Source organism: Alkalimonas amylolytica (genome assembly GCF_900107845.1).
Lineage (GTDB): Bacteria > Pseudomonadota > Gammaproteobacteria > Enterobacterales > Alteromonadaceae > Alkalimonas > Alkalimonas amylolytica.
Window position 1 is genome coordinate 118,075 of sequence record NZ_FNRM01000002.1, and the last position, 17,461, is coordinate 135,535.

Genomic DNA, 17,461 nt, shown 5'->3' on the forward strand with positions numbered 1-17,461 from the left:
TGTTCTGTACTGATTGCGTTGATCAGCCCTGCTTGCTAACTGCTATATACCCAAGCTCATTGTTACTTTGTACCAAGAAGAGTAAAAAGTAAACAGTTATTTTTGCTTTTTTATGCGATAAATTCCATAAGCTCTATCTAAAGCACTTGAAAACCAGCATTTTTAATGTTACCAAGTAACAAAGATACTTCAGAAATGAGATCCAAGATGCGATGTAAACACCTAGGCCTGATTATCCTGATGCTACTACTGGTACCTGCCTACCCACTGTCCGCTCAGCCATGCCAATACAACGCTTGCCTGATGCCATACCCGCAGCAGCTTGAGTGGTTAGACAGCGCCCCCCTGCCACTCCCTGAAGCACTAAACTGGACCTTTCCCGAGCAGCATAGCGCCATGGTGCAACCGGCGTTAAAACGCATGCTGGGACGTTTGCAACAAACGAATCCAAAGCTGCACTTTGCCGCCGATGCCCCCGCGATTATTCGTATCACCATTGCCGACCAGCAGCCATTTTTCTGGCCACAATTGCACCAGGACGAGTCCTACCTGCTTAGGGTGGATGGCAGCGGCATCCAACTGAATGCAAACACGCACCTTGGCATACTGCATGGCCTGGAGACCGTGCTGCAACTGGCGGCTATGAACAATTATCTACCGGCGGTGCTGATCAAGGATAGCCCACGCTTTGCCTGGCGCGGCTTGCTCCTCGATCCGGCTCGGCACTTTTTACCGGTCGAGACCATCAAGCGGCAACTGGATGCGATGGCGGCGGCCAAATTGAATGTGCTGCACTGGCACTTAACCGATGATCAGGGCTGGCGCCTGGAATCCAAGCGTTTTCCGAAGTTGCATCAGGTGGCTGGCACCGATGGTTACTACACTCAGGATGAGATCCGCAGTATCGTGCACTACGCCGCCAAGCGGGGCATTAGGGTAGTACCGGAAATTGATGTACCCGGTCATACCACCGCCTTAGGCGCAGCCTATCCGGAGTTGATGGCGATGCCTGGCCCGGCGACGCCCGAAACACACTGGGGCATCCACCCGGCCGTGCTGGATCCAACCAATGACGAGGTCTTTGTATTTCTGCGGCAATTACTGGAAGAAGTCACCACCCTTTTTCCGGATGCTTATCTGCATATTGGTGGTGATGAAGTTTTGCCTGATCATTGGCAACAAAATCCGGCGATCCGGGCATTCAAGCAGCAACATGGCTTCGCGGATCATCTGGCCCTGCAAAGCTGGTTCAATCAACAGCTACTTGCTATCTTGACTGCGTTGGATCGCCGCATGATTGGTTGGGATGAGATTTTAACCCCTGACTTGCCAGCTTCCAGCCTGGTGCAATCCTGGCGTGGGCTGGACTCTGTGGTCGAAGCCGCTCAGGCCGGGCATGATGTGATTCTTTCTACCGGCTACTACCTGGATCAACCACAGTTCGCCAGTTTTCACTACCGGATGGATCCTTTACCTGGTGCCAGCCCGGAGCTGCCCGCCAACTATCAGGCCTGGTCTGGTTGGCAATTTAACATACCTCGCTTACGCGGTGCTCCGATTCGTGGTGAGCTCTACTTGGTGTTTCTGGACAATCATGAAGTCCAGGGATTTATCGACTTTGCTGGTCGCAGCAGACAACAGCTGCAGCAACTGGAGCTGGAAGCCAATCGTTTACGCTTTCAGCTGGATACCTGGATGGGGCCAATACAGGCAGAGTGGTCACTTGGCACGGACCTAACCGGTGAACTGGTCGTTGGCAATGCGCCCTATACAGTGCATGGCAGTCAATTGGCCTGGTACAACAGCAGTCAGCCGTTACCAACAGGGTTAGCCAGGCCAGCGCTAAACAAGCAAGAAGCCAGCAGAGTGCTAGGGGGCGAAATCGCACTCTGGGGGGAGTTAGTCAATGCCGATGTGATTGATCGTCGGCTGTGGCCTCAGGCCCTGGTGGTGGCAGAGCGGCTCTGGTCTGTGGCTGAACTTACCGATGAAGACTTCCTCTATCAACGCCTGGCAGAGCTGGAACCCTGGCTTGAGCACTCACTTGGCTTGCAACATCGACAGCAGCAGGATAAAGGGCTGACCACGCTGGTGCAGCCAGATGGCATGACTGCGATGCAGCAATTCATGGTTGGCCTTGAGCCGGCGCACTACTACCACCGGCTGCATGAGCGCTCGGTGCGCCAGCAGTATCATAATCAGGCGCCACTGGACCGACTGGTAGATTTTCTGCCACCAGAACACCATCAGCTGCGCCAGCTCGAGCAGTTACTGAGCCGTTGGCAGCACGACAACAGCACCTCCCTTGAGCCACTAGAGCACCAGTTTCGCCTCTGGCAACAGTTACCAGACACCTTGTTGCCTTACTTAACCGATACAGCTCATGCCAAAGAGCTGAAACCTGTCATCACACAGCTCAGCACCCTGGCATCCTTGGGGCTGGAGCTGCTGCAACAGCCAGCGCCCCATCCGCAGCAGTTGGACGCAGCCCGCCAGCTCTGGCAGGAAAGTCGCGCTATTCAGGCTGAGTTGGTACTGGCGGCGCATCGGCTGATCCGGCCTTTGCTCAAACAATCATCCAGCACGGTCTGGGTAGCCGCCAACACCTTTACTGCTGGGATTGAAGGACCGGCCTTTGGGCCGGATCAGCACTTGTATCTGGTCAATTATCAGCAGCAAGGCAGTATTGGCCGGGTCGATCCACAAGGCAAGACCAGCTTAGTGTTGCATTTACCAGAGGGTAGTATTGGCAATGGCATCCGCTTTAGCGCGGATGGTAGCCGGATGTTTATCGCGGACTATAGCCGTAACCGGATCTGGCAATACCAAACGGACAGCCAGCAATTAACTGAATTGGTGCATCAACCAGCCATGCATCAACCCAATGATCTGGCTTTACTCTCACCAGATACATTGTTTGCCAGCGACCCTGATTGGTCAACAGCTACCGGCCAGTTATGGCGCATTACAGCCGATGGCCATAGCCAGTTGCTGGAAGCCAATATGGGCACTACCAATGGCATCGAAGTGTCCGACGATCAGCAGTATTTGTTTGTCAACGAGAGTGTGCAGCGACGCATTTGGCGTTACCGACTTGAACAACAAGAGCTGACCGACAAGACCCTGATTGCCGCCTTTTCCTCCGCCGGGCTGGATGGTATGCGCATGGTGCAACCAGGCGTACTGGCGGTAACCCGTTTTGGCAATGCCAGTGTTATTTTGCTAAATACCGATGGGCAATTGCTGGCAGAGCTGCCACTTAAGCACCAGAACCCAACCAACCTGGCTGCCCGCTCCGATCAGTTGTACATCACGCTGCAAGATTGTGGCTGCATCGAGCGACTCACTATACCAAGCCCGGTGCCCACTCACTAAGCGCAACCGGGCTTGCTCTCATCTGCTGTTAGATGAGGTTGCTCCACAATAGGCCAGATAGCCCGTGTCAGCTTCTGGTAGTTGTTCTGCTTTGGATCGCTTGGGTACGGCGCTTTTGCGTCCAGATACAACACCCTGGCAGCGATGGCAGCAAAGCCCTGATAGAAATGGTTGGTGGACTTCACCACCAGCCCATGGCATTGCTCGGGTGCGATGCCGACCGCGCGGAACAAACTGGGATCAAACGACTGACAACGATTCGAGTTTAAAATCACATCAATGCCATCAAAGTGGATCCAGGCACAGGCGCCCATAGGCACTTTGCTACCCGCAAATTCTTGCCAGGCTGATGCCCGCAGTGCTTTGACCTCAATCATTTTGTCCACTGGCTCACCGGCGGTGGCGCAGCTTTTGCCGCCAAACCGCAGCGGTATCACCGCGCCTTCCCCGGCGGCAAAACACAGCTGCACCGCCATTGGATCCCAAATGGTGCCAAAGGCCACTCCTGTCAGTTGCTGCCTTATCACTTCATGCAGAATCAGAGTACCGTCGCCGGCAACGCCGCCGCCCGGATTATCCCAGACATCAGCCAGCACCACTGGTCCATGCGCGCTTGCTCGTAGCTCAGCAACCCCCTGTTCTACCGATAGCATGTCAGGCATGCTTTGGCCACGCAAGGCAAACAGCTCCATACCAAGCTGCGCAGCCAGTTGCTGGCTCAGCTCTGGCTGATTGTCGGTGATCACCAGCAGCTGGGTGCCCATCTCCGGCACATCGCCGGCCATGAAACCATGGATCACCGAAATAGACAGCACACCCGGCTGCTGCTCCAACTGGCGGATCCTGCCAAGAAATGACTTCATCGGCTCGTTGCTGGTTGGAAGCACATCAATCATCCGGCAATCAAAGCTGGCCATGCACGGGGTGACTTGGCGCCGCACCGTTGCCAGTGTCAGTTGTACCAGCTCACGGGCCCGATCCATAAAATCCAGATGAGGAAATTCTTTAAATGCAATCAACAGATCGGCCATGGCAACCCTTTGTTTGGTTAAATGGCTGTGCGGGTCCAGTTCAGCGGCGATCACGGTATCAGGTCCGGTCAGAGCCCGCACCCGGCTCAGTAAATCGCCTTCACAATCATCGTAGCCCTGTGCCACCATGGCCCCATGCAAACCGAGCACCACCGCATCCACCGGCAAAGCAGCTTCCAGTTGCTGCAAGATTTCATTGCGCAGAAACTCGTAAGTCGCACGATTTACCAGACCGCCAGGCTCGGCCCAGCTGCAGCTACCCTCGATAAGGGTAATGTCCTGCTCCCGGGACAGTTCACGGCAAGCAATTAAAGGGGCGCTGCACAAAGTCGGGGTATCGGGATGCTCACCTGGGGCCGCGTAAAAGCTGCTTTTAAAGCTGGTCAGATCGGTGAACATTGGCGAAAACGTATTGGTTTCGGTGGCCAGCGAAGCGGTAAAAATACGCATCATACAGAGCTCTCTCTCCGACTGTCAGCAGCCGATAAGCTGTTATTCTTAAGGTGTGCACCATCGGATTCAGCGACAAAGCTACCCTGCTGTAAAAAGCGTTGCCGCTCCTGTCGTAACCGACGCATGCTGCTTAAAGGCGTAATGACTTGATGTTGATAGCGCAAACTAACCAACACAGCCCCCAGCATGGCCCCGGCAAAGGCAGGCAGCACTGGATTGCCCCAAAACCTAAGCCAATCCGGTTGCAGCAAGATACTCAAGGAGATGGTCATAGCCAGAAGCACTGCGGCCAAAGCGCCCTGCCAGCGAAACCCCGGCCAGAAGCGCCCCAGTAAGGCAGTAACGGCCAGGCCAGACATTACGGTTGCGATTAAAGAGGTGATGTAACGAATGATGTCATTGGACATCAGTGCCATGGCCAAGGCGAGCAGTGCGACCAGCACTAAGGATAGCCGGCTTAGCAATAACAGGCGCTGCTGGTTGAACCCTGCCGGATAACACTGCTGCACCATATCGCGGATCAGAATACTTACCCCGGCAATGGCATCTGAGCTGGCAGAGGATAAGGTGGCAGACACCCCCGCTAACAGCACCACCATCGCAACCACAGCCGGTAATACCGTGACCGCCATTGTGGCAAACGCAAATTGATGATCGGCCAAATCCGGAGCCGTCTGACGGGCAGCAATGCCAATCATGGCAGGCAAAGCGGCAAAAGCCAGATAAAGTAAACCTGCTAACGTGAAAGCACGTCGCACCGTGCTGACGGAGCGGGCAGAGTAAATGCGTTGCCGAAACGAAGGGGTTGCCAGCACCCCCAGCGCAATTACCACCGCCAGCGAGATGGCGGGGATCAGGCCAATATGGCTAAGCGCCTGCCAACCCGACTGTGAAGCTGGCACTTGGTGTGTCAGCGCAACAATACCCCCGGCTTGCACACTGATAAGAACCGCCATCAGCACAAAACCGATAAACAAAATAATGGCCATGATGGAGTCAGTCCACACCACAGCCGTATAGCCACCAATCACAATGTAGACGGTAAAAGCAACAGCAATCACCAGTTTAGCAAGATCTAAATCCAGGCCCGTGGCCCAGGATAAATACAAAGCTCCACCTATCAGATGGGCGCCCAACCAACCGAGCGAAGCTATGAAAATCAGCAAGGCAAACAGCAAGCGCATTTTAGGCTGAGCACCGACATAAAAGGACAGCTCTTCACTCATGGTCATAAAACCGTAGCGGCGCACCGGGGCAAATAGCCAGGCAGCCAGCAAAATCCCGCAGGCTCCGCCGATGCCATACAGCATGCCAGCCCAGCTGTTGGTGTAGGCAAAACCAACAGCGCCCATGCTGGTGCCTGTGCCTATCATGGTAGCCACTGTGGTACCCAGGCTAAGCCGGGTTGACACATTGCGACCCGCCAGTAAAAAATCCTCCCCGCTTTTCTGACGGCGGCTTAACCAGAGACTCAGGCCAATCAAGGCAGTGATATAAAGGCTAAACAGCAAGTAGAAGGCGGTGATGTTCATTTCTCTTCTCTCCAGCCGCACAATGACATCGCTGTCATTTGCCAGCCATATTTTCAGGGTTGAAGCAGGTCAAATCAACTTCTACTTTACAGTCAACCACTAAATCGGCAACCGCACAAATCCGGGCGGGCGGCGCATCGGTAAAGTAATCGGCAAACACTTTGTTGAACGAGCTAAAGTAACGCGCATCGGTCAGAAACACCTTCACATGCACAATATGCTCTTTGCGAAAGCCTGCCTGCTGCATGATAGCCAGACAGTTTTCAATCGCCAGCCTGGACTGCTCGACAATTCCCCCCTCCACCACTTCGCCATCACGCATTGGTGTTTGGCCAGAGATATAGAGCCAGCCCCCCGCGGCCACCGCTTTGGCAAAAGGCAATGCCTGACCGCCGGTGCCGGTATTGCCTTCAGTGCCATATCGAATAATTGCCATGGTGTTCTCCTGTTAGTCTCCGAGCGGTTGACGCTCATCCCCGCCGCGGTGGCTATCAAGTGATAGCTTCACCCGCCGTAACTTATCACGGGAGCGACGTTTATTTTGCTTTGCCAGTTCAGTTGCCAACACATCGATCACAGCCAACATGGCATAACGTGATGCGGACGGCTTGTAGATAAAATCCGTTTCCGGCGCCTGGATGGCCAGCAGCAAGTCTGCCTCGGCAGCCAACAGCGAACCTGGCTTGGTAATAGCAATCACTTTGGCATCGTACTGGCGCGCAATAGCAGCGGCATCGATGATCTCCGGGGTATTGCCGGTCAGTGAAATCACCACTACCACATCGTTTGGTTCGACCGCAGCGGCCACCATCCGACAGAGCAAGCCATCCTGATAACTACTGACGGGTACGCCAAAGCGGAACAACCGATTCTGCATTTCCAGTGAGCCGATGGATGAACCACCCCCCATCCCCAGGCATAACACCATTCTCGCTTGCAGCAACCATTGCACCGCCTGGTGTACGTCGGGTTCTTTAAGCAGTTTACGGCTTAGATCCAAGGTGTTCTTAATGGCCTCGTACACACCGTGGATCCCATCCAGATCCGGCGTTTCCTCAATAAAGCGCTGGCCTACTGCCAAGGATTGGGCTAACTTCACTTTCAACTGTCGCACATCTTTGCAGTCGACACTGCGGGCAAAACGGGTCACTGTGGCCTGGCTGACGCCGGCCTCACGCGCCAAGGCCGCAATATTCAGCTCGGTCGCTGCCCGTACATCGGCCAGAATCAATTGAGCTACTTTTTGTTCAGAGTCACTGAGTTCAACAAAGCGCTCTGAAATGCGTGATAAAATATCAATCTCAAATGTCATACAGTAAAAAACTCAATCATAATTACAATTAAATCTACGTATTTCATAGATATTTAATTAGATACTTTGTACCATTGCACTGGAAAAGTAAACAGAGAAGTCACAGAAATTTGTCAGAATCTGGATGGGTTCGGCAAAATCCGGAGTTGTTATGAAACACAAAGCAGATGTTACGGCCAGCATCGAAACACAGCCTTGCCTGCTGAATGAAACCGTGCCCTTGCCTGCGGCTGTGATTAAAGCATCGGCACTAGCGAACAATATCGGTTGGATGCAAGCCTTTGCCAATACCGCCGGTGTTGCCCTGGCGCCCCATGGCAAAACCAGCATGACACCCGCTATTTTCAGGCGGCAATTAGCCGCAGGTGCCTGGGGGCTGACCGTTGCCACGCCCTATCAGGCACTGATTGCGGCACAGGCCGGTGCCAAACGCATTATTCTGGCTAATCAACTGGTTGGAAAAGCCAATATGGCGGTGGTAGCACAGCTGCTGCAGCAAGGCATTCAACTGTACGCCTGCGTTGATGACAGTCACAACGCCAAGCAGTTATCGGCCTATTTCGATAAGCTCAAGCTGCAGCTGCCTTGCCTGGTTGAGCTTGGCACCGCAGCAGGTCGCTGCGGTTTACGCGATTTGGATAGCAGCCTGCGACTGGCCGATGTTATTTCTCAGTTGAATGGACTTACGCTGGCTGGTGTTGAGTTTTACGAGGGCATTGCTAAAGATGAGCAAAGTGTCCGGCACTGGATCCAACAGGCAGCCAGGCTCTGCCAGCAGCTGCAGCAGCGCTATCTTACCGGGCAATCTGCCATTCTGAGCGGTGCTGGCTCTGTTTGGTACGATGTGGTGGCAGAAGAGCTGCGGGCCTTTAGCGCAGACAACCCCATTGAGGTAGTCCTTCGGCCAGGCTGTTACATTACACACGATCATCAACTCTATGCCTGTGCGCAGCAACACATTCAACAGCGCAGCCAACTGGCACAACAGGTACAGGGAGATTTACAGCCGGCTTTGGAAGTAGCTGCTTATGTGCAGTCCTTGCCAGAACCTGGCCTGGCAGTACTTGGATTGGGCAAGCGCGACATAGCCTTTGATGCTGGCATGCCCAAGGTACTGAAGCTCTATCGTGCTGGCAAAGCTTTACCACTGGATTTCACTGGCTGTGAAAGCAGAAAAATCATGGATCAGCATACCTTTTGGCATTATCCGCCGCAGCTTGAATTGCAGATCGGCGACATTGCGATCCTGGGTAGCTCTCATCCTTGTCTGACCTTTGATAAGTGGCGCAGTATCTGGCTGGTGGATGATGATTATCAGCTGCTGGAAGCGATGGAAACCTGTTTTTAGTGAATGTCGGCCCAGCAAACTCCAACTAGAGTACAGGTGCCATCAGATAAGCAGCTCGTGACAGGGCTCTGAAGAACAAGGATTTATTTTCAATTTCTTCGACCGTCATAATGCGCGAGCGATCAAAGTCGCGCCGGAAAATCTGCTCCAACCGCTGATTGGGTTCTTCGCCACCTATCAGTGCGGTGATTTCAAAGTTCAGCCGGAAGGAGCGATTGTCCAGATTGACGGTACCAACACTGCTTACCTGATGATCAACCAGAAAGCTTTTGGAGTGCAGCACCCCATCCTGGTAGCGGTGAATTTCGATGCCAAGTTCAATCAGCGGGGCGACAAAAGCATAAGCTGCCAGGTAGACCAGGTAATTGTCGGTCCGTTCCGGGATCAGAATACGCACATCCACCCCACGCAGTGCTGCCAGTTTCAGGGCGGATAGCACCCCTTCATCGGGTACAAAGTAGGGACTGGAAATCCAAAACCGCTCCACAGCACTGTGGATCATATGCTGCATCATCAAACTAGCGGTTTCGTGCCGATCGGCCGGGCCCGAAGGCAGGATCAAAATGGGCAAGTCGCCCCGTTCTGCTACGGCTGGCTCCCAGTTTAGCTCTGGGATCATGTCGCTGGACCAATACCAATCTTCGACAAAGGACAGCTGCACACTCATCACGGCTGGGCCGGTAATTTTCAGGTGGGTGTCACGCCAATTGCCATAACGCGGGCTTTTGCCCAGGTACTCATCACCAATATTGGCCCCCCCCAGCCAGGCATGCTTGCCATCGGTAATGACCAGTTTACGATGATTGCGAAAATTAAGCTGAAAGCGATTGCCCGGCCCCTTGGTGGAGTGAAACGGACGTACCTGCACTCCAGCTCGCTCCAACTCACGCAGATAAGGCCGCCCCAAGCGGTAACTGCCAATCTCATCGTACAACAGATAAACCGGCACCCCTTGCTGTGCTTTTTCAATCAAGGCATGCTGAAACCGCCGACCGATGTCGTCGTTGCGAATAATGTAATACTGTGCCAGTACATAGTCTTCGGCCTCACGAATACCGGCAAAAATACTGTCAAACTTTTGTTGGCCATCGACCAGGTATTCAATGGCATTGCCGGTTACAAACGGCATTTTTGCGAGGTATTCAACCGCCTGCATATTGCCACGAATACGGCTGTTCTGCAGTTGAAAGCGGTCGACGCTCGACATTTTCAGTTGATGTTTTAGCCAAAGATCCGAGTCGGTCTCACGGCGGGAGATCACATAACCCTGAAATTTAGGCCGACCAAAAATCCAGTACACGGGCACTGTGACGTAAGGAAAGGTATTGAGCGAAATAATCCAGGCGATGCTGCCTTGCGAAGTACGGGATGACATCAATGCATCCAGCGAGGATAAGGCTCCCATCAGGTGAAACATCAAGAGAATAGCGACCGCAGCTCGTCGTCGTTTGCTCAGCGCTGGCACACCCGGAATGGCAGGTAAAGGCTTTCCCGCCACCTGGCGGATCAAGGCTGAGATTTTTTTAAACATAACTGCGGATGAAGTGTCCTGCTGGGTTCAAGCGAAGCGATACTATAGCAGCAAGCTAAGCTCTGCAGCAAGGCAAGCGGCTGGTATCTAGGCAGATTTACGCAGCAGAGGTTGGATCGATGGTCGTAAACGTGAATTGAGCAAACGTAATACGGTACCAGCAGCAAGTTGCTTACCCGTTAAACTGGTAACGTCCGACAGCAACATACACTCAGCACAGTCGGTATCAGTTTGTAAAATCAATACTTTAATCAATTGCTGGCCAACCAACTCGGCAGTTTGTAAAGCATGCAGCGGTTTGCTGTTGGCTATATCGGCAAAATACCAGCTCTTATGACCTTGAGGGCGCATAAAGTTTAGCGCAGCCACAGCGGTAAGGGCAAAGTACAGCTGCTGCTCATGATGTAGGCACGTATCAGCCAAGCTTTCCAAAGCCAACCAGTAGTGTTCTGCGTCTTGCATGGTAAAAGCTTGAGCCGCCTTGGGTAGATGAAGCTGATGCGCAGCAAAAGGGACCGGGAATGCCAGCTCTGCATTGATGTCCAGCACCAGTTGATTGCGCTCTGCGCAGTGGTACCAGCTCCAGCGTTCAGTTGGTGACAACATGGTGCATCCCTAAGCTGTTAGAATTATTGATCATTTGGTGCAAGTATAACAACTTATGATCAAAGTGAAATTCGAATTTCTTCTAACAAAAAAGGATCCGATCAGGATCCTTATAAGGCAGCAGGATCCATCACAAACTGTCGATGATCTCGGCAATTAAGCGCGGTCCACGATAGATAAAGCCCGTATAACACTGCAGCAAATCAGCGCCAGCGGCCAGTTTGGCCTGAGCGGATGCGTCGTCTACAATGCCTCCTACTCCAATCAACGGGAAATCTTTGCCAACCGCATGCCGTAACTGCTGCAGCACCTGGGTGCTTTTTTGCTGTACCGGCAAACCACTCAAGCCCCCCGCTTCATCGGCATGCTTTAACCCCTGCACCATAGTGCGATCCAGGGTGGTATTGGTGGCAATTGCTCCATCCATCTTATTGCGCAACAAAGCCAGTGCAACTTGCTGTACTTCAGCTTCATCCATATCTGGCGCAATTTTGACAAAGATAGGCACGTACTTATCAAACTGAGCCTGCAGATCCAATTGCTCATTACGCACCGTCTGCAGCAAATCATCCAGCGCTTCACCATACTGCAGCTCACGCAGTCCCGGCGTATTGGGCGAAGAGATATTGACGGTAATGTAACTGGCATGGGCATAGACTTTGCGCATGCAGTGCACGTAGTCATCCTTGCCCTGCTCATTTGGAGTGTCTTTATTCTTGCCAATATTGATGCCGAGCACCCCCTGGTACTGTGCTTTTTTCACATTCTCGACCAGGTAATCCACACCTTTGTTGTTAAATCCCATGCGATTGATAATCGCCTGGGCCTGCGGTAACCGAAAGATGCGTGGTTTATCATTGCCGGCCTGAGGACGCGGTGTCACAGTACCCACTTCAATAAAGCCAAATCCCATCTGACCAAAAGCATCGATGCAATCGGCGTTTTTATCCAGCCCAGCGGCCAGACCTATCGGATTATCAAACGCAATGCCAGCAACAGTGACGGGTTTGGCTGGCAATTGCTGGCGCCAGGCTATTGCCAATGGTGTGTGTGCCAGCCGCTTCAGGCTGCCAAGGGCAAAGTTATGTGACCACTCGGCATCGCAGGCAAACATCAAGCTTCTGGCAAAGGGATAGAACATGACAAGGCTCCGCATAGTTTGTCAGCAAAAGAAACCCCGGTTGCCTTGGTAGTGGTACCAGCAGGACCGGGGTTATCTGGATTAACCTATTGGGTATTTTACCCTGTTGGTTTAGGATTTAACAGGCTCACAGTGATGGCTGAGCAACATCAACTCACGCAAAGCAACAGAGAATTTAGCAAACTCATGGCTCTTGGTAGTTTTAAACTCGGCCAGCATCATGCGCCAGCGCTCCAGCAACGCATCGTGCTCGTTAAGCCAGCTTTCAATCACAGACTCAGCATCGCAGGCTCCGCCACAACTACGAACCACCACAGCTGCCAGCGAGCGTTGTTGCCAATCCAACTCTTCGCGGTAACTTGCGCGCGCCAGTGCTTGCCAATGGTTGGCCACCGGTTGCTGGGTAATTTGCTCCAGGAACCAGTGCAGATCCAGACGATCCCCCAGCTTGAAGTAGATTTCAGCCGTCAGAGGTACTGATGTTTGTTCCGCATCAGCCACCTGGGCAATATCCATCACCGAGAATACGGTGCTCAAGTAAGCCAGGTAGCGAGCAGTTTCTGTCGGGATCCCTTTATCCTGATAGGTTTTAAACTGCATATCCAGCTCAGCCATTTCTTTTTCTGCCATAAAGCGTGGCAGATTGTCCGACACCTCTTTAAAGGCCGGTTTAAAGAACGCCAGGGTCTGCTGAATATCCAGTGCCTTGTTACGGTGACGCAAGAACCACCGGGTTGCCCGCCGCATGGTGCGGCGTAGCTGATGCAATAGCTTAGTCTGCAAACTGGCCGGAATTTTATTATCCAGGGCCCGAAGTGCATCCCAGTGCGTGGACACATCCAGCAAGTCGCGCGCCATGGCATAACAGAGCAACAACTCAGCGACGCTACTACCGGTTTCCTCACTCATACGCTGGGCAAAGTTCGGTCCCATCTCATTGACCAGCTGATTAGCCAGCTTGGTGGCAATGATCTCGCCTTTCAGCGGGTGCTGCTCCATCTCGACGCTGTACTTTTTCTGCAGGACCAGTGGGAAAGCCGCAAACAACTCTTGCTTAAAGTAAGGGTTTTCATAAATTTCCGGCAGTACTAATTGCTCTTTCAGGACCATCTTGCCGTAGGCAGTCAGGATCGCAAGTTCTGGCCTGGTTAATCCCATGCCACGCGCCATGCGATCGGATAGCTCGTCATCGGATGGCAGGAACTCCAGCTCGCGGTTCAACTTGCCTTCTTTTTCCAGGGTATGGATAAAGCGGGTGTATTCTTTTAACTGATCGGCACCTAACAGACCTGAAATCGAGATGCTTTCGGTTTGCTGGTAACAGTCTTCAATCACCAGACGCGCGACATCATCGGTCATATCGACCAGCAGCTTGTTGCGTTGTTTCAGGGTTAAGTCACCCGCAGCCACCAGAGCGTTCAACAGGATCTTGATGTTGACCTCGTTATCCGAGCAGTCCACACCACCGACGTTATCGATAAAGTCGGTATTGATGCGACCACCGTGGGCAGCAAACTCAATGCGGCCACGTTGGGTTGCTCCCAGGTTTCCGCCTTCACCAAAGATCTTGGCTTTAAACTCACTGCCATTTAAGCGCAGTGCTTCGGTACCGCGATCACCCACTTCGGCATGGCTTTCATCGCTGGCTTTCATGTAAGTGCCAATACCACCGTTCCAAATCAGATCGACCGGCATCGCCAGACAAGCCCGGATCAGTTCCGTTGGCGTCATAGTGGCTTTACTGGTGCCCAGCATTTTTTTCATCTGCGGCGTGAGCTTGATCGATTTGGCGCTGCGTAGGAAGACACCACCACCTTCAGAGATCAAAGATTTATCGTAATCATCCCAGGTAGAAGAAGGCAGTTTAAACATACGGTCACGCTCTTTATAGGAGCTGGCCGCATCCGGTGTCGGATCAATAAAGATATGCATGTGGTTGAAAGCTGCCTGCAAGCGAATGTGCTTCGACAGCAGCATGCCATTACCAAACACATCACCCGCCATATCACCGATGGCCACACAGGTAAAATCAGTGGTTTGACAATCGATGCCAATTTCGCGGAAATGGCGTTTTACCGACTCCCAGGCACCGCGCGCTGTGATGCCCATGCCTTTGTGATCGTACCCATTGGAACCGCCGGAAGCGAACGCATCGCCCATCCAGAAGCCATACTCTTCCGAGATACCGTTGGAAATATCCGAGAAAGTCGCAGTGCCTTTGTCGGCTGCGACCACCAGATAGGGATCGTCTTCGTCCAACCGCACCACATCCTTCGGTGGTACGATGTCACCTTTGACGATGTTGTCGGTCACGTCCAACAAACCACGGATAAAGGTACGGTAGCAGGCCTTGCCTTCATTGATGAAAGCTTCACGGCCACCCGTTTCAGGCAGCTGCTTACAAACAAAGCCACCTTTGGCACCCACCGGCACAATCACGGTGTTTTTCACCTGCTGCGCTTTCACCAGGCCCAATACTTCGGTACGGAAATCTTCACGACGATCAGACCAGCGTAAACCGCCACGGGCAACCTTACCAAACCGCAGATGCACACCTTCTACCCGCGGGGAGTAAACAAAAATCTCGAATGCCGGCACCGGTAATGGAATTTCCGGGATCAGATCCGGTTTAATCTTCATCGAAATGTACGGTTTCTCGTTACCAAGCGCATCTGGCTGGAAATAGTTGGTACGAAGCACCGCATGCACAATATCAACGAAACGGCGAATGATGCGATCGTCATCCAGGTTCGCTACATGCTCCAGCTGATCGATAATTTGCTGTTCCAGCTTCTCAATCGCTTTGGCTGTTACCTTGGTTGCCGGCGAGAACTTGCTGTTAAAGAGTTCCACAATCAATCTTGCCAACTGAGGATAACGGCTAAAGGTGCTCTCAATGTAACTCTGACTAAAAGTACCGCCGATTTGGCGTTTGTACTTGGCAATTGCCCGCAGCAAAGCCGCTTCACGACCAGATAAGCCGGCAGCCAGGATCAGGCGGTTAAAGCCATCGTCCTCCAGAGCACCAGCCCATACTTTGGCAAAGGAGCTTTGGAAATCTTGCTGGGCCTGCTCAAACTCATTCAGCAGTTCACAGTTTAGCTCCATGGTGAAATTCAGGATCCAGCTGACGGAGCCATCCGGAGTACGCACCGGATAAGGTGTTTCACCAATGACCCGCAAGCCAAAGTTTTCCAGCATCGGTAACACATCAGACAAATGAATAGGTTTGTCTTTGTGGAACAGATTTAGCCGCACCGCCTTGCTGTTGGTTTTTTCTTCCTGTGGCTGATAGAACAACATCTCTAAGGTGTGTTCTTCATTGAGCGATTCCAGTTTGCCAATATCGACCAAAGCATCGTTTGGCAACATTTCTTCTTTGTAGCCGCGTGGGAAAGCATTGACATATTTTCGAGCCAGCTCACGGCCTTTTGCTTCGCCATAGACGCCAACCAGCGCCGATTCCAGCTTATCTTCCCAGGTACGGGCGGCTTCAATCAGATTGCGTTCGATTTCTTTCACATTCAACTCGACATGACTATCGTGGATACGAATGATGTAGTGGGTACGGGCCAGCACCGACTCAGAGAAGAAGGTGGTGAACTCAACCGGCTCATCAGTTTTCAGGAACTGCTGGAAGATGTGCTGCGTTTCTTTACGCAACTGAGTGTTGTAACGCTCTCGCGGTACATACACCATGGCCGACACAAACCGACCAAAGGTATCTTTACGCATAAAGACCCGGGTCATATCGCGTTCCTGCATTTGCAGCACGCCGGTGGCCACATCCAGTAAGTCAGCTGGTCTGGCCTGGATCAGCTCATCCCGTGGATAGGTCTCCAGAATATTCAGCATGGCTTTGTAAGCATGGGTACCCGGGGTAAACTCGGACATCGCCATCACCTGGGCCAGCTTGGACTTCAACAGTGGAATATCACCAGCGCTGTTGTTATACAAGGTGGCTGAATACAAACCGATGAAGCGATGTTCACCGGTCACTTCACCTTTGTCGTTAAACTGTTTGACACCGACATAGTCGATGTAGGCCGGCCGATGAACCCGTGACTTATGATTGGTTTTAGTCAGGATCAACAAAGCGTCATCCAGCGCCTGATGGCGAGCATTCTCTGGCAGTTCAGATAACATCAGATCTTTTGCATCAGCACGGCGCATTAGACCAAGCGCCGTATTGGCAACGCCTTCAATGCGGTAATCCCCTTTCACTGGCTTTATCTTGTACTCGCGATAGCCGAGGAAGGTAAAGTTGTCTTTTACCAGCCAGTTTAGGAACTCAATGTGTTCTTTGCGCTCTTTGCTCAGCTCTTTACCAGCGAGTGAAGTCGGCAGCTCGCTGATCACCGTTTTGAGCTTTTCACGAACGATCTGCCAGTCTTGCACCGACAGAGTGACATCTTCCATCACCGAGTGAAGCTCTGCGGTTAAATTATCAACGGCAGCTTTATCGGTCTGACGATCAATCTCGATATGAAACACCGTCTGTCGGGTATCGGCTTTGTTTTTGGCACCTAGTTTATCAAAGTCTTCGATGACACCCTGCTCTGTACGTTTTGCTTGCAATGGCATATGCACAAAGAAATGTGCAGAGATATTTTGCCGACTAAGCGCCATCCGCACGGAGTCCACCAAAAATGGCATATCGTGTACCACGATTTCTACAATGGTGTGTTTGGATTCCCAGCCATGACGGCTGATCTCCGGGTTAAACACCCGAATCACGGCACCATCCTGATGGTGATTGTTAAAGGTTTTCCACAGACTTAAAGCGGCTCCATAGAGATCGCTGTCATTGCGGCCAATTAAGTCTTCAGCAGCGATACTGCCGTAGAGAATGGAGGCAAACTTTTCGACCAGAGCTGGCTGCTCTTTCACTTTCTGTTGAATGAGTTTTTTTACGTTTTGTAGTAGTACAGAGGGTTGACCATCTATCAGTGCCATTTTCATATCCTTTATTTACGTCATGACGCCAAGGGCATGATTCAACTTCGCACGATTGTACGAGTTAGCTGCGAAGTGTAGTCACTATTGTAGCCATTTTCGAGCTTTATTTCAGTGTTTTAGACTGGTGCAACCAGTGATTGCAAGTGCTGATGACAACTTATGCAATTCCCATA

The 17,461-nt window shown here is 52.2% G+C and carries 10 protein-coding genes; 2 read left to right on the forward strand and 8 right to left on the reverse strand.

The features are described from left to right. Positions 1-207 precede the first annotated feature (207 nt). Positions 208-3,375 (forward strand): family 20 glycosylhydrolase, encoded by a 3,168-nt coding sequence (locus BLW37_RS04030; protein ID WP_171907537.1) that lies wholly within the window; start codon positions 208-210, stop codon positions 3,373-3,375. Here the strand turns inward: BLW37_RS04030 and BLW37_RS04035 are convergent. Genes BLW37_RS04035 through BLW37_RS04050 form a run of 4 tightly spaced genes read right to left on the reverse strand, consistent with a single transcriptional unit; the run spans position 3,372 to position 7,703 of the window. Then, the gene (locus BLW37_RS04035) at positions 3,372-4,856 is read right to left on the reverse strand and encodes a M81 family metallopeptidase (protein WP_091341046.1); all 1,485 of its coding nucleotides are present in this window, start codon (positions 4,854-4,856) and stop codon (positions 3,372-3,374) included. The two genes, BLW37_RS04030 and BLW37_RS04035, sit on opposite strands and share 4 nt — an antisense overlap. Next, positions 4,856-6,391, reverse strand: a complete 1,536-nt coding sequence (locus BLW37_RS04040) for a sodium:solute symporter family protein (protein ID WP_091339936.1) — start codon at positions 6,389-6,391, stop codon at positions 4,856-4,858. Before BLW37_RS04040 ends, BLW37_RS04035 begins: the two co-directional genes overlap by 1 nt. Positions 6,392-6,425: 34 nt before the next feature. Further along, entirely contained in the window at positions 6,426-6,827 is a 402-nt protein-coding gene (locus BLW37_RS04045) for a RidA family protein (protein WP_091339939.1), read from the reverse strand. 12 nt (positions 6,828-6,839) lie between these two features. Then, positions 6,840-7,703, reverse strand: coding sequence for an SIS domain-containing protein (locus BLW37_RS04050; protein WP_091339942.1), 864 nt, complete (start codon positions 7,701-7,703; stop codon positions 6,840-6,842). Between the two features lie 151 nt (positions 7,704-7,854). On the opposite strand from BLW37_RS04050, the gene BLW37_RS04055 reads away from it, so the two are divergent. Then, positions 7,855-9,051 carry an amino acid deaminase gene (locus BLW37_RS04055; RefSeq protein WP_171907538.1) on the forward strand — a complete coding sequence of 399 codons (1,197 nt, stop codon included), beginning with the start codon at positions 7,855-7,857 and terminating at the stop codon, positions 9,049-9,051. A 25-nt stretch (positions 9,052-9,076) separates the two neighbouring features. On the opposite strand, the gene cls is transcribed toward BLW37_RS04055, so the two are convergent. The 4 genes from cls to BLW37_RS04075 form a co-directional block, all read right to left on the reverse strand. After that, on the reverse strand, positions 9,077-10,468 hold the full coding sequence (cls, locus tag BLW37_RS04060) for a cardiolipin synthase (protein WP_425426603.1): 1,392 nt from the start codon (positions 10,466-10,468) through the stop codon (positions 9,077-9,079). A gap of 201 nt (positions 10,469-10,669) precedes the next feature. After that, complete coding sequence (locus BLW37_RS04065; RefSeq protein WP_091339953.1) at positions 10,670-11,188, reverse strand: cell division protein ZapC domain-containing protein; 519 nt, start codon at positions 11,186-11,188, stop codon at positions 10,670-10,672. A 130-nt stretch (positions 11,189-11,318) separates the two neighbouring features. Next, positions 11,319-12,329 carry a quinone-dependent dihydroorotate dehydrogenase gene (pyrD, locus tag BLW37_RS04070; RefSeq protein ID WP_091339957.1) on the reverse strand — a complete coding sequence of 337 codons (1,011 nt, stop codon included), beginning with the start codon at positions 12,327-12,329 and terminating at the stop codon, positions 11,319-11,321. A 111-nt stretch (positions 12,330-12,440) separates the two neighbouring features. Next, entirely contained in the window at positions 12,441-17,285 is a 4,845-nt protein-coding gene (locus BLW37_RS04075; RefSeq protein WP_091339960.1) for an NAD-glutamate dehydrogenase, read from the reverse strand. Positions 17,286-17,461: the final 176 nt, after the last annotated feature.

What these genes read in the sequence shown, in the direction of transcription:
- BLW37_RS04030 (WP_171907537.1), top strand. Translation starts at nt 208, where the DNA reads ATGCGATGTAAACACCTAGGCCTGATTATCCTGATGCTACTACTGGTA.
- BLW37_RS04035 (WP_091341046.1), bottom strand. Translation starts at nt 4,856, where the DNA reads ATGCGTATTTTTACCGCTTCGCTGGCCACCGAAACCAATACGTTTTCG.
- BLW37_RS04040 (WP_091339936.1), bottom strand. Translation starts at nt 6,391, where the DNA reads ATGAACATCACCGCCTTCTACTTGCTGTTTAGCCTTTATATCACTGCC.
- BLW37_RS04045 (WP_091339939.1), bottom strand. Translation starts at nt 6,827, where the DNA reads ATGGCAATTATTCGATATGGCACTGAAGGCAATACCGGCACCGGCGGT.
- BLW37_RS04050 (WP_091339942.1), bottom strand. Translation starts at nt 7,703, where the DNA reads ATGACATTTGAGATTGATATTTTATCACGCATTTCAGAGCGCTTTGTT.
- BLW37_RS04055 (WP_171907538.1), top strand. Translation starts at nt 7,855, where the DNA reads ATGAAACACAAAGCAGATGTTACGGCCAGCATCGAAACACAGCCTTGC.
- cls (WP_425426603.1), bottom strand. Translation starts at nt 10,468, where the DNA reads ATGTTTCACCTGATGGGAGCCTTATCCTCGCTGGATGCATTGATGTCA.
- BLW37_RS04065 (WP_091339953.1), bottom strand. Translation starts at nt 11,188, where the DNA reads ATGTTGTCACCAACTGAACGCTGGAGCTGGTACCACTGCGCAGAGCGC.
- pyrD (WP_091339957.1), bottom strand. Translation starts at nt 12,329, where the DNA reads ATGTTCTATCCCTTTGCCAGAAGCTTGATGTTTGCCTGCGATGCCGAG.
- BLW37_RS04075 (WP_091339960.1), bottom strand. Translation starts at nt 17,285, where the DNA reads ATGGCACTGATAGATGGTCAACCCTCTGTACTACTACAAAACGTAAAA.